Origin of the sequence: Streptomyces plumbidurans, from assembly GCF_019857225.1 — a bacterium.
Lineage (GTDB): Bacteria > Actinomycetota > Actinomycetes > Streptomycetales > Streptomycetaceae > Streptomyces > Streptomyces plumbidurans.
In genome coordinates, this window is sequence record NZ_JAFJSY010000013.1 from 23,630 (window position 1) to 37,407 (window position 13,778).

Consider the following 13,778-nt stretch of genomic DNA (forward strand, 5'->3'; position numbering starts at 1 on the left):
CGGTCCCCTCCGTGTCGAACACGTTCACGAGGATGCTTGCCCCTCTGAGCGCGCGGCAGTCATGTCGAACGCTGAACGACCAGGCGTTCGGCCACGGATGCGCCGATTCCGGCCGGGTGACCGACAGTGTGGGCACTCCTGTCCGAGCGTCGAGCGGGCCGCCGTACACGAAGGGACTGCCCTACGACGCCCCGGACGTGCCGTTGAAAGGCCTCTTCGGCTGCACCGCCGCCTTCCCGCAGCTCGCGAAACTGGCCGGAATCCGTTGGTGGAAGGGCAGCTGAGGCACCGTCATGGCCGGGGCATGTTGCGGATGTTGCTGCGGGCCATCTGCACCATGCGGCCCACGCCGCCGTCGAGGACGATCTTGGAGGCGGAGAGCGCGAAGCCGGTCACCATCTCGGCGCTGATCTTCGGCGGGATGGACAGGGCGTTGGGGTCGGTGACGATGTCGACGAGGGCCGGACCCTTGTGCTTGAAGGCGTCCTTGAGGGCGCCGGGCAGGTCCTTGGGCTTCTCCACCCGCACGCCGTGCGCCCCGCAGGCGCGGGCCACGGCCGCGAAGTCGGGGTTCTTGTTGGTGGTGCCGTAGGAGGGAAGACCGGCGACCAGCATCTCCAACTCGACCATGCCGAGGGAGGAGTTGTTGAAGAGGACGACCTTGACCGGGAGGTCGTACTGCACCAGGGTCAGGAAGTCACCCATCAGCATGGAGAATCCGCCGTCCCCGGACATCGACACGACCTGCCGCTCACGGTCGGTGAACTGGGCGCCGATCGCCATCGGCAGCGCGTTCGCCATCGAGCCGTGGGAGAAGGAACCGATGATGCGGCGGCTGCCGTTGGGCGAGATGTAGCGCGCGGCCCAGACATTGCACATGCCCGTGTCGACGGTGAACACCGCGTCGTCGTCGGCCAGTTCGTCCAGCACGGAGGCCACGTACTCGGGATGGATGGGCACGTGCTTGTCGACCTTGCGCGTGTACGCCTTCACCACCCCCTCCAGCGCGTCCGCGTGCTTCTTGAGCATCCGGTCGAGGAAGCGCCGGTTGCCCTTCGGCTTCACCCGCGGGATCAGACAGCGCAGCGTCTCCCGTACGTCTCCCCACACGGCCAGGTCGAGCTTGGAGCGGCGTCCCAGGTGCTCGGGCCTGACGTCGACCTGGGCGATCCTGACGTCGTCGGGGAGGAACGCGTTGTACGGGAAGTCGGTGCCGAGCAGGATCAACAGGTCGCATTCATGGGTGGCTTCGTATGCGGCGCCGTAGCCGAGCAGGCCGCTCATGCCGACGTCGTAGGGGTTGTCGTACTGGATCCACTCCTTGCCCCGCAGCGCGTGTCCCACCGGTGACTTGATCTTCCCGGCGAACTCCATCACCTCGGCGTGCGCACCCGCCGTGCCACTGCCGCAGAACAGAGTGACCTTCTGGGCCTCGTCGATCATCTCGACGAGGCGGTCGATCTCGCTGTCGCCGGGGCGCACGCTGGGCCGTGCGGTGACGAGCGCGGTCTCGGCGGACTTCTCGGGGGCGGGCCGGCCCGCGATGTCGCCGGGCAGGGACACCACGCTGACGCCGCCGAGCCCGACGGCGTTCTGGATGGCGGTGTTCAGCAGTCGCGGCATCTGCTGCGGGTTGGAGATGAGTTCGCTGTAGTGACTGCACTCCCGGAACAGCTGGTCGGGGTGGGTCTCCTGGAAGTAGCCGAGGCCGATCTCGCTGGACGGGATGTGCGAGGCCAGGGCGAGGACCGGCGCCATGGAGCGGTGGGCGTCGTAGAGGCCGTTGATGAGGTGGAGGTTGCCGGGGCCGCACGAGCCCGCGCAGGCGGCGAGCTTCCCGGTGATCTGGGCCTCCGCACCGGCAGCGAAGGCGGCGGTCTCCTCGTGGCGGACGTGCACCCAGTCGATGGCGGAGTTGCGGCGTACCGCGTCCACCACCGGGTTGAGGCTGTCGCCGACGACGCCGTAGAGTCGCTGGACTCCGGCGCGGGCGAGGATGTCGACGAACTGCTCGGCGACGTTCTGCTTGGCCATGGCTGTCTGTGCCCTTCGGTCTCCGCGGTCCGACTTTCGGATCCCTCCGGGTCCATCAATCCACAGCGCGGGCGCTCACGCCTCCCAAACGGCGGCAGCCGTACGGTCGTCCGAGTAACCCTTGACCCTGACTTGGGTGTCGGCGAGGAACGTGGCCAGTCCGGGCGGGGTGGGGCCGCACCACCGGGTCGCCAGGTGGCGGCACAGGTCGGGCTCGCCGCGCAGCGGCTCCGCGAGACCTCCGGTGCACATCAGCAGCACATCACCCGGGTGGGCCACGGAGGCACGGAACCGGAAGGGCTCGTGGGGCGGTTCGGGCGCGGGCTCGTAGGGGCTGGGCGGTGTCGGGATGCCCAGGTCCATGGTGAGACGGTCGCCCTCGGGCGTCTCGGGGGGCAGTGAGCCGAAGCCGACCACGGGGTCGCCGGTGGCCTCGGAGACCCGCGGCTCGATGTCCTGCCAGTCGCCGTCCCGCAGCCGGAACAGTCCGCCCGCGCCCACCCCGAAGAACACGCGGGTACGGCACTGCGGATCGGCGGGCAGCAGCAGGCAGCGCAGGGTGGCGGCGTACTCCTCCGGCTCGATGCCCTGCTCGGCGGCGCTGGCGCGCAGCTTGCCGAGGCTGCGGTCGGTCAGCCGGTGCAGACCCGACTTGAGGTCGCCGCGCCTGGCCGCCCCGATGTCCTCCGCGAGCCGCGCGTGACTGCGGCCGACGGCCCGGCCGATCCAGTGGCAGGCCTCGGCGGCGGCCCGGTGCGCGCCCGGTGTGGCGCGGGCGCCGGTGGCCATCGCGACGAGGATCAGCGCCTGGTCGCCGGTGCCGAAGCGGGCGGTGAGCAGGGAGTCGCGGCGTGGCTCGCCGCGGTAGCGCGCGGAGTCGCCGCGCACGGAGGCGGCGCGCACGGTGCAGGCGCCGTAGCGGGCGCCGTCGAGAACGGTGTCGGCGACCAGGTCGTCGAGGTCGTCCGGGTCGGCGGGCGGCAGCGCGGTGGGTTCGGCCTCGTAGGTGGGCGGGCCCGAGCCGACGTAGTCCACCGGGTCCGGCGGGAGGGCGGGCAGGTCGACGCGGGTGGCGGTACGGGGGGTGTGCGGTGCGGGGGCGGGGGCGTCGAGCAGGTCGTCCTCGGCGCGTTGTGTCGTCGGGGTGCCCGGGGCGGCGTCCGTCGTCGATGTGGCGGGCGGGGCCGTCGCGGCGGGGGTCTCCCTGGACGTGTGGCCGTCGGCCGGGGCGGCGAACGTCGTCGGGCCGGTGGGGGCGGCCGGTGCGGGCTCGTCCACGGTCATGGCCGGCGAGGGCTCCCACGGTGTGCGCTGCGGGACGATGCCGGCACGGGGCGGCGGCGAGGTCGCCTCGGCCCTGCCGTTGTCAGGCAGGTCGTAGTCATCCCCGCTGTTGTTGATCCCGCCGTTGTCCGCCCCGCCCACGGCTCCCGCCGCCGAGGCGAAGCGGTCGTCCAGGGTGTCGGGCACGGGTGTGGGGCCCGTGTCCTCGGTGGTCTCGTCGTACAACTGCCCCCACCAGTCGTCCTCGTGACCCGTGGGACTTCCCCCCTGCTGGCTCATGCCCCCAATTGTCCACCGCGCGGGCCGGATGAAAACGGGGCATCAGGAAAATCCAGGAGTGAGTGGTCGAACTGCGGTGCGTCAAGGCCGCCGGGCGGTTCCACCCCCCACGGGAGAACCGCCCGGCGACGCCGAGTGATCCGGGCCCGGATCCCCTTCGCGCCGACGGAGCGCGTCGGCACGTCTCGGGCCCGGATCACGTCCGGGGGTGACCGGATCGCGCCAAGAACGCGATCGATCCGGCTCCGAGCGTGACCGAAGTCCCTGGAGATCAGCTGTGCGTCGCCGTCCCGTCCCCCGTCGGACACAGACGCTGATCAACACAGGCGTGACCCCACCTTGGCAGAGTGCCGGGTGATACGGCGATGATGTGCCGAGGCGGGTTTGCGCCGTGGCTGTTTTCCGCCACGGCGGTGCACCGAGGACGTGGGAGGGCGGCGGCCGATGCTGGGCGTGCTGGGGCTGGACAAGACACACGAGTCGGCGTACCGGGCACTGGTGTCCGTGGGCGCGGCGGATCTGCCCGATCTCGCCCGGCGGCTGGCCCTCGGCGAACCGGACACCGAGCGCGCGCTGCGCCGCCTGGAGCGGCACGGCCTCGCCGCCCAGTCCTCGGCCCGGCCGGGACGCTGGGTCGCGGCCCCGCCCGGGGTGGCGCTCGGCGCACTTCTGACCCAGCAGCGGCACGAGCTGGAGAAGGCGGAGCTGGCGGCGGCCCTGCTCGCCGAGGAGTACCGGGCGGCGGCGGCCGAGCCCGCGGTGCACGACCTGGTCGAGGTGGTGACCGGCGCCGCCGCTGTCGGCCGGCGTTTTCTGCAGCTGCAGCTCGGGGCGAGCGAGGAGGTCTGCGCCCTGGTCACCGGCGCCCCGGCCGTCGTCACCGGGGCGGACAACGACGCGGAGGAGCAGGCGGCCGGGCGCGGGGTCCGCTACCGCGTGGTCGTCGAGCGCTCGGTGCTCGACCTGCCGGACGGCATCACCGAGCTGTCCGCCGCGCTCGGCCGGGACGAGCAGGTGCGCGTGGTGGACACGGTGCCGACCAAGCTGGTGGTGGCGGACCGGACGCTCGCCCTGGTGCCGCTCAGCACGCACACGGCGGAGCCCGCGGCGCTCGTCGTCCACGAGAGCGGGCTGCTGGAGCTGCTGTCCGGGCTGTTCGAGTCGGTGTGGCGGGACGCGCTGCCGCTGCGGATCGGCGCCACCGGTGTCACCGAGCAGGAGCCCGACGGCCCCGACGCCACGGATCTGGAGGTGCTGTCCCTGCTGCTGGCCGGGCTGACGGACGCGAGCGTGGCGAAACAGCTCGACCTGGGCCTGCGGACCGTGCAGCGCCGGGTGAAGCGGCTGATGGAGCTGACCGGGGTGACGACCCGGCTGCAGCTGGGCTGGCACGCGTACGAACGGGGGTGGGTGGCCCGCGACCGGGAGGCGTGAGTCACCGGGTGCGGCCTTGTTGAACTGCGGCTTCTCCCAGTCTCCTGCACCCTGGTCAGATGGGACTGTGGGACCTCCTCCTGGTCGGCCTGGTCCTCCTGCTCGGCCTGTGCGGAGTGCTGGTGCCCGGGTTGCCGGGGTCGTGGCTCGTGTGGGCCGCGGTGATGTGGTGGGCCCTGAAGGATCCGCAGCCGGTGGCGTGGTGGGTGCTGGTGGGGGCCACCGTCGCGCTGTTCGTCTCCCAGGTGGTGCGGTGGGCGCTGCCGCCCAGACGGCTGCGCGCGGGCGGTGCCACGCCCCGCATGGCGGTGTTCGCGGGGGTCGGGGCGTTTGCGGGGTTCTTCCTGATACCGGTCCTCGGCGCGATCCCGGGCTTCCTGGGCGGCATCTACCTGTGCGAACGCCTCCGCCTCGGCCGCCACGGCGAGGCCATGGCCGCGCTGCGGACCGCGATGCGCTCGGGCGGCTCCAGTGTGCTGGCGGAGCTGTTCACCTGCCTGCTCGTCGCCGGGGCGTGGCTGGGGGCGGTGATCTGGGGGTGACGTAGGGCAGTGTGTGACATAGGACTGTGCGTGGCGTGGGGCAGTGTGTGACGTAGGACAGAGGAACCATGGCGTGGGCCCGATGTGCTTGCGGGGCGGGCGTGTTTGGGTGGGGGCATGAGCGGATTCAGCGAGGCCGAGCGCGCGTATCTGAAGTCGCAGCGGCTGGGGCGGCTGGCCACCGTCGACCCGCACGGACAGCCGCAGGCCAACCCGGTCGGCTTCTTCCCGCAGGACGACGGCACCATCCTGATCGGCGGTGTGGCGATGGGCCGCACCAAGAAGTGGCGCAACCTGCGGCAGAACCCCAAGGTGGCCCTGGTCGTCGACGACATCGTCAGCCTGCGCCCCTGGAGGGTGCGCGGTATTGAGATCCGTGGTGAGGCCGAACTCCTCGTCGGGCCGCACGAGTTGGGCCCGCACTTCAGCGAGGAGGTGATCCGCGTCCACCCGCGGCGGATCCACAGCTGGGGCCTGGAGGACTGACCCCCCGGGGCGCCGGGGGGCGGGACCCCGGGCGCGGGCTTCAGAGCACGTCAGGCACGCCCTGGAGGCTCCCCTCCAGCGTCAGCAGCCGTACCTTCCGTTCGAGTCCGCCCGCGTAACCGGTCAGCGAGCCGTTCGCGCCGATCACCCGGTGGCACGGGCGGACGATCAGCAGCGGGTTGGCGCCGATCGCACCGCCGACCGCGCGTACGGCGGCCCGGGAGGCGCCGATACGGGCGGCGATCTCGCCGTACGTCGTGGTCGCCCCGTAGGGAACGGAGTCCAGGGCGGCCCAGACCTGCTCGCGGAACTCGCTGCCCGCGGTGCTGAACTCCAGCCGGAATTCCTTCAGTTCACCGGCGAAGTAGGCCGCCAGTTGTTGCTCGGCGGCGGCGAAGGGCGCGGGTTCTTGGCGCCAACCGTCCTGCACCGTACGGCCGTTCTTCTGTCCGGGCACGGAGACTGAGGTCAGGGCGCCGTCGGGGTCGGCGGTCAGGAGCAGGGGGCCGACGGGGCTGTCGACTCGGGTCCAGAGCGTGGTCGTCACAGGTCAGTCCAACTCTCCTGCTGCGCGCAGGTGTTGCAGGGCGTACGAGCGCCAGGGGCGCCAGCTGTCGGGTACGTCGAGGCCGGGCGGGGCGACGTCGGGGTCGGCTAGGGCACGGGCACGGATGACGGCGAGCGTCTCCGCGTCCATCCCGGGCAGTGCCGACAGCGCCGCCTGCGCGTCCTCGCGGTCGGCGCCCGGGTCGAGCCGCAGGGCGCCGTCGGCCAGGGCGGCGGTGAGGGCGCCGAGCACGCCGTGGGGTTCGGCGCCGGCGAGGACCGCCGGTTCCGGGAAGAGATGGGTGAGGCTGCCGGAGGGCGCGTCCAGCGCCTTGCCGTAGCGGGCCACCAGCCGCTGCGCCCCCGCCGTCCCCGTCATGGCCCGGACCGCCACCTCCTCGGCGTCGGCGGCGCCGGGCGAGCGCAGCCCGGGGCGGGCGGCGACCAGCGGGGCGAGCCGTTCGTCGGCGCCGAGCCGCTCGTCGACGGCGTACGGGTCGGCGTCGAGGTCGAAGAGGCGCCGCAGCCGGCCGACGGCGGTGGTCAGGTCGCGCGGGTCGGTGAGGTGCAGGCGGGCGTCCAGCCAGCCGCCGGGATGCGAGCCGGAGGCGGACTTCACGGTCCCGGCCCGCTCGTCGACGGCGACGATGCCGGTGCCGTGCGGCAGCCGGAGCGTACGGCGGTAGGTGCGGCGCCCCCGCTCGCCGCTGACCTCTTCGACGCCGGGCACCGCCTCGTCCGCCAGCAGGTCGAAGACCGTGCCGGACTGGTACGGCCCCCGGAAGGCGAGCCGCAGCGGGATCTCCGCGCTCGGGGCGGCGGCGCGCCGGCCGCCGCGCCCTCCGTTCGGTGCGGTGGCCCGCAGTTCGCTGGGCGTCGCCGCGTACACCTCGCGGATGGTGTCGTTGAACTGCCGCACGCTGGCGAACCCGGACGCGAACGCGATCTCGGTGATCGGCAGGTCGGTCGTCTGCACCAGCACGCGCGCGGTGTGCGCCCGCTGGGCCCGCGCGAGGGCGACGGGCCCGGCGCCGAGCTCGGCGGTGAGCTGGCGCTGCACCTGGCGGGCGCTGTAGCCGAGGCGGGCCGCGAGCCCGGCCACACCCTCTCGGTCGACGATTCCGTCCCCGATCAGCCGCATGGCCCGGCCCACGACATCCGCACGCACGTTCCAGTCGGCCGACCCGGGCACGGCATCCGGACGGCACCGCCGACAGGCCCGGAACCCCGAGCCCTGCGCAGCGGCGGCCGTCGCGAAGAACCGCACATTACGACGCTTCGGCGTCACCGCCGGACAACTGGGCCGACAGTAGATCCCGGTCGTCTCGACGGCAAAGAAAAACTCCCCGTCGAACCGACCATCCCGGCTCCGCACGGCTTCGTACCTGGCGTCTTCGTCCATCACACGTCCAGTCTCCGTCAGCCCGCCACCGCGAGCTGGCGGAAATCGGACACGACGGTGCGGGGGCACGGGACGTGGCCTTGCCGGGCGGGACGGCAGTCCTCCCCGGCCATAGCCCCGCAGGGATCCCCCCTGGGGGCCCGTCAGCGGCGCCCCCGTTTGGCTTCCATTGCCGCCCTGCCCTCCGCCCCCTTGCGCTTCCAGTCCCGTCGGAGTTCTGCGCGGGCGCGGGCGTCGGTCTTGGCGACGATCCACTGGTTCTCGCGCAGGAGTTTGCGGTAGCTCTCCAGGCGGCGGACAGGGAGCTCTCCCGAGTCGACCGCGGCGAGCACCGCGCAGCCCGGTTCCGCGCCGTGGGCGCAGTCGTGGAAGCGGCACTGGGCGGCGAGCTCCTCGATCTCGGCGAAGACCTGGCCGACGCCGGTCTCGGCGTCCCACAGGCCCACGCCCCTGAGCCCGGGGGTGTCGATGAGGACGCCGCCGCCCGGCAGGGCGAGCAGGTTGCGGGTGGTCGTCGTATGGCGGCCCTTGCCGTCGACGTCCCGAGTGGCCTGCACGTCCATCACGTCCTCGCCGAGCAGGGCGTTGGCGAGGGTGGACTTGCCCGCGCCGGACTGGCCGAGCAGCACGGACGTACCCGCGCAGACGAGCGCGGCGAGGGTGTCGAGCCCGTCGCCGTCGACGGCGCTGACCGACAGCACGCTCACCCCGGGCGCCGAAAGCTCCACGTCCCGCACCAGATGCGCGCACGTGACCGGGTCGGGCACCAAATCGGCCTTGGTGAGCACGACGAGCGGCTGCGCACCCGACTCCCAGGCCAGGGCGAGGAAGCGCTCGATACGGCCGAGGTCGAGCTCGGCGGCGAGGGACACGGCCACGATCGCGTGGTCGACGTTGGCGGCGAGGATCTGCCCCTCGGACCGCTTGGAGGAGGTGGAACGCACGAAGGCGGTACGGCGCGGCAGATACGTCCGTACGTAGCGGGGGTTGCCCGCGGGTTCGACGGCGACCCAGTCGCCGGTGCACACCACCCGCATCGGGTCGTGCGGGGTGACGAACGCGGTGTCGGCGCGTACGAGCCCGTCGGCGGTGACCACGTCGCACTGGCCGCGATCGACCCGGATCACCCGCCCCGGCAACAGGCCTTCGGCGCCGTAGGGGGCGAACTCGTCCGCCCACGCGTCGTCCCAGCCGTAGGGCACGAGCGCGGAGTAGGCGGAGAAAGCTGAAGTGGTGGAGCTGGAGCTGGAGTTGGAGCTGGAAGTCAAGACAGACCCTTCACAGGGGCGGCCCCGGCACAGCGGTCTACGGAGTCAGCCGGCGGCCACGGAGGTGGACTTGATGAACTGGATGCGGGCACTGCTCATCGCCATGACAGCCATCGGTCGACACCTCCTCGCGTCGTTGAGTTCCCGGTTCAATTCCGGTCGTCGAGCCGTCGCAACGGTATCCCGTCGCGACGGCAGCGCGTCAACCGGTTTTCGTGCAGGCGTGGCCGTTCAGCGTGAAGCCGTACGGCGGGGAGTTCTTGCTCTGCCAGGACGCCAGGAAGCCGAAGGTGAGGGTGCCGCCGGCGGAGACGGAGCTGTTGTAGTCGGCGGCGGTGGCGGTGACCCGGGAGCCGGTCTGGGCGACGGTCGCGTCCCACATCTGGCCGACCTGCTGGCCGTCCGGGAAGGACCACGCCACCCGCCAGGTGTCGAGGGCGTCGGTGGTGGTGACGGAGACGGTGGCCTGGAATCCGTCGGGCCACTGGCTGTCCAGCCGGTACGCGACCGTGCAGGCGGCCGGTTCGCTGCGGTCGGGGACCGGCTTGCCCGTGGCCGTCGAGGAAGTCGAGGAAGTGGTGCCCTGGGGTTCCGGGTCGGAGTTCCTCGCGCCCGAGGCGGTCTTCGGCTCGGCGCGCGTGGTGGACGGTGACGGGGTGACGGACGGCGACGCGGTGACGGAGGGCAGGGACGGCCGGGGAGCCGCCACAGGGGAGCTGTCGGCCGGCGAGTCCCCCGCCGCATCGTCGTCGCCGGAGCCGAACGGCATCAGCGACACGGCCAGCGCGAGCAGTGACACGGCGACGGCGGCGGCGAGCAGGCCGCCGCGCAGGACGCGCACTCGGTTCGTACCGTTCTTCGGCTCGCCGCCCTCGCCGTCGGCCGGTTCCGGGCGCCCGGCGCCGAGCCGCACCTCGGCCGCGCGGCGGCGGCGCTCCAGATAGGCGAGCGCGCCCCAGCCGATGACCCCGCCGGCGAGGGCGGCGGACAGTCCGCCGCCCTGCGGGCGCAGACCGGCGGCGGTCTCCGCGCAGTCCACGCAGGTGGCCAGGTGCCGCGAGAGGTCGGCCGGGACGTCGGCGGCGGGTGAGCGGGTGACCGCGTCGAGGAGCCGGGCGTAGCTGCGGCACTCCGTGTCCATCGGTGTGTCGCGCTGGGCGCGGCGACAGCGGTCGCGGAACAGGCCGCGCACCTGGGTGAGTTCGTCGGCCACGGAGGCGGGGTCGAGGCCGAGCCTGCGGGCCGCCACGGGCAGCGGCAGCGCCTCCACCTCGGCCAGCCACAGCAGCGCCGCGTCCGGTTCCTGCAGATCGCGCAGCGCGCGCAGGGCGAGCGGGCGGCGCAACGGGAGTCCGGTGTAGCGCGCGGGCTTGTCCGAGTTGAGCCACAGGCGCAGGTCGGGGTCGAGGTCGTGTCCTCGTCCGCCGGCCTCCCAGGCCGCCGCCGTGGTGCGTACGGCGGTCAGCAGCAGGGGTATCGCGGGCAGGCGGGGCGAGCGGCGGCCGCCGCTGCGGGCGCCGCTCGCCCCGGTGGCGCGGACCTCGCCGATGCCGAGCGCGAACGCCTCGGTGGCGAGTTGGGTGGCCGGGGCCGAGCCCGCGGTGCACAGGTCGGCGTAGGAAAGGACCGCGTCCCAGCACTCGGAGAACAGCGCGGCCTCGGCGGCGTCCTTCGGGGTCGGCAGGTCGGGCATGGGTCTCCTGCATTCACAAGCGAGGTCAACTCACCATGTCGGCAAAGGAGTTGGGGGGAACCTCGCGGCAGGCAGGAGCCTTGCACGTATCTCTCGCGACTGACAAGCGCTGTGTTCGGTTGTCCCGGCAGACACCTGCGCGGCCCGTGGCGCGGCCCAACTCCAGCCTCACGTACGCAAGGAGACCATGTTTTGACTCACCGTGCCCAGGGGTCGCTCAGACCTCCGCCGCCTTCGCCGACTCCACCTCGTCCCGGGCCGGAAGGCTGTCCATGAAGGAGCTGACGGAGAAGACGGCGCGGCCGGGTCCGGGCGGGCCGTAGCCGGGGGGCGAGGACAGGCCGAAGTCCTCCATGGTCTGGCGGTAGGCCTGCAGCAGCCGGATGTGGTACTCCAGCGGGGCGCCGTCGGGGTTGGTCTTGCCGAGCGGGGTGGTGGGCTCGGGGCACCAGGTGGTGAAGCGGGGCGTGATGCCGTGCGACATGAAGAACCGCAGTCCCTCGGTGGTGGAGGCGATGGCCTCGTCGACGGTCTTGAAGCCGAAGGGTTCGGCCATCTCCACGCCCGCGACGAAGTTGGGGATGACGTTGCGCGCGCCGAAGACGTCGGCGGAGTCGAGGATGCGCTTGTGCCACTCGTCCCGGCCGACGTACCGCTCCTTGCCGGGGCAGTACATCTTGAACAGATACTCGTCCCACACCTCGAAGTTGGGGTGGTAGATCTGCACACCGTAGTCCTTGAACCGCTGCACGTCGTCCTTGGGCAGCGCCTGTGCGACGACCTTGCCGATCCAGCGGCCCGGGAAGCGCTCCTCGATGGCCTTGGCGTAGTGCCCGTAGAAGTCGGCCTCGTCCCGTCCGGAGACGGTCTTGGTGATCGCGCCGCCGGTCAGCGTGTAGGCGGTGGACGCCTTGGCGGTGTCGTACCGGTCGATGATCTCCAGCGCCTCCAGGACCTCTTCCACGTCCTTGACGCCGGTGTACGGCCGCCCGGCCGCCTTGTGCTGGCGCCAGTTGTGGTTGATGTCGCAGTACTGGCACTCCTCCTTGGCGCCGAAGTACTGGCAGACGCGGAAGACGGTGAGGTAGATGAGGTAGCCCCACTGGATGGTGGGGGCCACCTCCATCACGGACTTCCCGTTGGAGAGGGTGTGCCGGTAGTACTCGGGCATGGGCGGCACGCCGACGTCCGAGATCCGCTTGCCGTCCAGGTAGAGGCCGAGCACGCCGTGCTCGTCGGCGGCGACGCGGTAGGGCGAGGCCGGGTTCACGCGCACGGAGACGACGGTACGGCGCAGGTCGTACGGTCCGCCGGTGAGGATGATCTCCTCCGGCGGGCGCCGCAGAGCGGCCTCGCCCAGCTCCGGCAGTGTCTGGTGGTCGAAGGAGAAGATGAAGTAGGACTTCGGCTTGACCTCGCCGGACTCGTTGTCGCTCAGCGCGGACGGGTCGAAGGCCACGCCTCCTCGCAGCAGGTCCTCCTTGAAGACGGCTTCCCGCGGTACATGCGGGAACCGCTCCATCAGATCCTCGACCAGTGCGGTACGGCTGCCCATCCCCACGCTCCTCCCGGTTCGGACGTACGACTCCTCACGGTATGCCCTCGCCCGTGCGTCAGCCGTGGCGGGGCCCCCGACGGTGCGCAACATGTCCCGGTACGGGAGGTTTGGCGGGAGCAGCGGGCCGGGCACGGGGGTGCCTCAGGCCCAGGTGAGTGGCAGGGCTCACGCCTCCCGCTCCAGCGCCTCCGGATTCACCGCGTACGCCAGCTCCTCGCCCCGCACGAAGCGTGCCGCCTCCTCGGCGACCACGCGGCCGAGGCGGGCGACCTCGTTGCCGAGGGAGCCGGCGAGGTGCGGGGTGACGAAGGCGTTCGGGAGGGTGTGGAGGGGGGAGTCGGCGGGGAGCGGCTCGGGGTCGGTGACGTCGAGGATCGCCGCGAGGCGGCCAATGCGCAGTTCCGCGGTGAGCGCCTCGTGGTCGACCAGGGCGCCGCGGGCCGTGTTGATCAGGACCGCGCCGTCGGGCATCAGGGCCAACTCGCGGCGGCCGATCATGTGCCGGGTCTCGGGGGTCGCGGGTGCGTGCAGCGTCACGATGTCCGAGGTGCGCAGGAGGTCGTCCAGGGCGAGCAGGGGGACGCCGAGGGCGGCGGCCCCGGCCTCGTCCACGTACGGGTCGGTCAGGCTCGGGCGCAGGTCGAAGGGGCGGAGCAGCTCCAGCAGGCGGCGGCCGACGCGGGAGGCGCCGACGACGCCCACCCGGCGGCCGTGGTTGCCGATGCCCCGCACGAGCTCCCAGCCGGGGTGGGCGCCCCCTGTCCGCAGCCGCTCCCGGGAGGCGAAGGCGTCCTTGCCCGCCAGCAGGATCATGGCGAGGGTGTACTCGGCGACCGGGACCGCGTTGGCGGCGGCCGCCGAGGAGACCGCGATGCCGCGCCGCCACACGTCGGGGGTCGTGAAGCCCTTGACCGAGCCGGCCGAGTGCAGGATGGCCCGCAGCTTCGGTGCCGCGTCGAGGACGGCGGTGTCCAGGCGGGGGCAGCCCCAGCCGGTGACCAGGATCTCGGTGCGGGCCAGGACCGCCCGGACGCTGGGGTCGCCGAAGTCGCGGACCACCGTGTCCGGGTCGATGTCCACGCTCTCCCGGAGCTGTGCGAGCACCTCCGGCGGGAAGACCTGCGGGACGTTCTCGGCGGTCATCGCGAACAGCGCCTGGGGACGCTCGGGCAACGGAGTGGCCTTCCCGCTGGGCGGCCCATGGACCACGGCACGTGAGCCATGGGGAAAACGCTCTCTAAAGTAGGCGGGT

12 protein-coding genes are annotated in these 13,778 nt (G+C 72.4%); 4 read left to right on the plus strand and 8 right to left on the minus strand.

The genetic code is table 11. The features are described from left to right. Positions 1-128: 128 nt before the first annotated feature. Positions 129-284 carry a hypothetical protein gene (locus JYK17_RS11360; RefSeq protein WP_164932140.1) on the plus strand — a complete coding sequence of 52 codons (156 nt, stop codon included), beginning with the start codon at positions 129-131 and terminating at the stop codon, positions 282-284. A gap of 7 nt (positions 285-291) precedes the next feature. Here JYK17_RS11360 and JYK17_RS11365 read toward each other — a convergent pair whose 3' ends face one another. After that, positions 292-2,034 (minus strand): pyruvate dehydrogenase, encoded by a 1,743-nt coding sequence (locus JYK17_RS11365; protein WP_222810285.1) that lies wholly within the window; start codon positions 2,032-2,034, stop codon positions 292-294. A 75-nt stretch (positions 2,035-2,109) separates the two neighbouring features. Further along, on the minus strand, positions 2,110-3,597 hold the full coding sequence (locus JYK17_RS11370) for a protein phosphatase 2C domain-containing protein (RefSeq protein ID WP_108006650.1): 1,488 nt from the start codon (positions 3,595-3,597) through the stop codon (positions 2,110-2,112). 444 nt (positions 3,598-4,041) lie between these two features. Here JYK17_RS11370 and JYK17_RS11375 point away from each other — a divergent pair, with 444 nt between their 5' ends. The 3 genes from JYK17_RS11375 to JYK17_RS11385 all read left to right on the plus strand — a co-directional run bounded on the left by JYK17_RS11375 (position 4,042) and on the right by JYK17_RS11385 (position 6,059). Beyond that, positions 4,042-5,031 carry a helix-turn-helix transcriptional regulator gene (locus JYK17_RS11375; protein WP_222810286.1) on the plus strand — a complete coding sequence of 330 codons (990 nt, stop codon included), beginning with the start codon at positions 4,042-4,044 and terminating at the stop codon, positions 5,029-5,031. A 59-nt stretch (positions 5,032-5,090) separates the two neighbouring features. Continuing rightward, a complete protein-coding gene (locus JYK17_RS11380; protein ID WP_108006654.1) occupies positions 5,091-5,573 on the plus strand; it encodes a DUF456 domain-containing protein in 483 nt (160 codons plus the stop codon). 117 nt (positions 5,574-5,690) lie between these two features. After that, positions 5,691-6,059 (plus strand): PPOX class F420-dependent oxidoreductase, encoded by a 369-nt coding sequence (locus JYK17_RS11385; RefSeq protein ID WP_108006657.1) that lies wholly within the window; start codon positions 5,691-5,693, stop codon positions 6,057-6,059. Between the two features lie 40 nt (positions 6,060-6,099). Here JYK17_RS11385 and JYK17_RS11390 read toward each other — a convergent pair whose 3' ends face one another. The 6 genes from JYK17_RS11390 to JYK17_RS11415 all read right to left on the minus strand — a co-directional run bounded on the left by JYK17_RS11390 (position 6,100) and on the right by JYK17_RS11415 (position 13,699). After that, entirely contained in the window at positions 6,100-6,606 is a 507-nt protein-coding gene (locus JYK17_RS11390; protein WP_108006659.1) for a methylated-DNA--[protein]-cysteine S-methyltransferase, read from the minus strand. A gap of 3 nt (positions 6,607-6,609) precedes the next feature. Next, a complete protein-coding gene (locus tag JYK17_RS11395; RefSeq protein ID WP_222810338.1) occupies positions 6,610-8,007 on the minus strand; it encodes a bifunctional transcriptional activator/DNA repair enzyme AdaA in 1,398 nt (465 codons plus the stop codon). A gap of 143 nt (positions 8,008-8,150) precedes the next feature. Next, positions 8,151-9,275: a ribosome small subunit-dependent GTPase A gene (gene rsgA / locus JYK17_RS11400; RefSeq protein WP_108006663.1), complete on the minus strand. Its 1,125-nt coding sequence runs from the start codon at positions 9,273-9,275 to the stop codon at positions 8,151-8,153. 202 nt (positions 9,276-9,477) lie between these two features. Beyond that, positions 9,478-10,968: a cellulose-binding domain-containing protein gene (locus tag JYK17_RS11405; RefSeq protein WP_222810287.1), complete on the minus strand. Its 1,491-nt coding sequence runs from the start codon at positions 10,966-10,968 to the stop codon at positions 9,478-9,480. Positions 10,969-11,185: 217 nt separating this feature from the next. Further along, positions 11,186-12,523 carry a radical SAM protein gene (locus JYK17_RS11410; RefSeq protein WP_128801584.1) on the minus strand — a complete coding sequence of 446 codons (1,338 nt, stop codon included), beginning with the start codon at positions 12,521-12,523 and terminating at the stop codon, positions 11,186-11,188. A 168-nt stretch (positions 12,524-12,691) separates the two neighbouring features. Beyond that, positions 12,692-13,699, minus strand: coding sequence for a hydroxyacid dehydrogenase (locus JYK17_RS11415; protein ID WP_108006669.1), 1,008 nt, complete (start codon positions 13,697-13,699; stop codon positions 12,692-12,694). Positions 13,700-13,778: the final 79 nt, after the last annotated feature.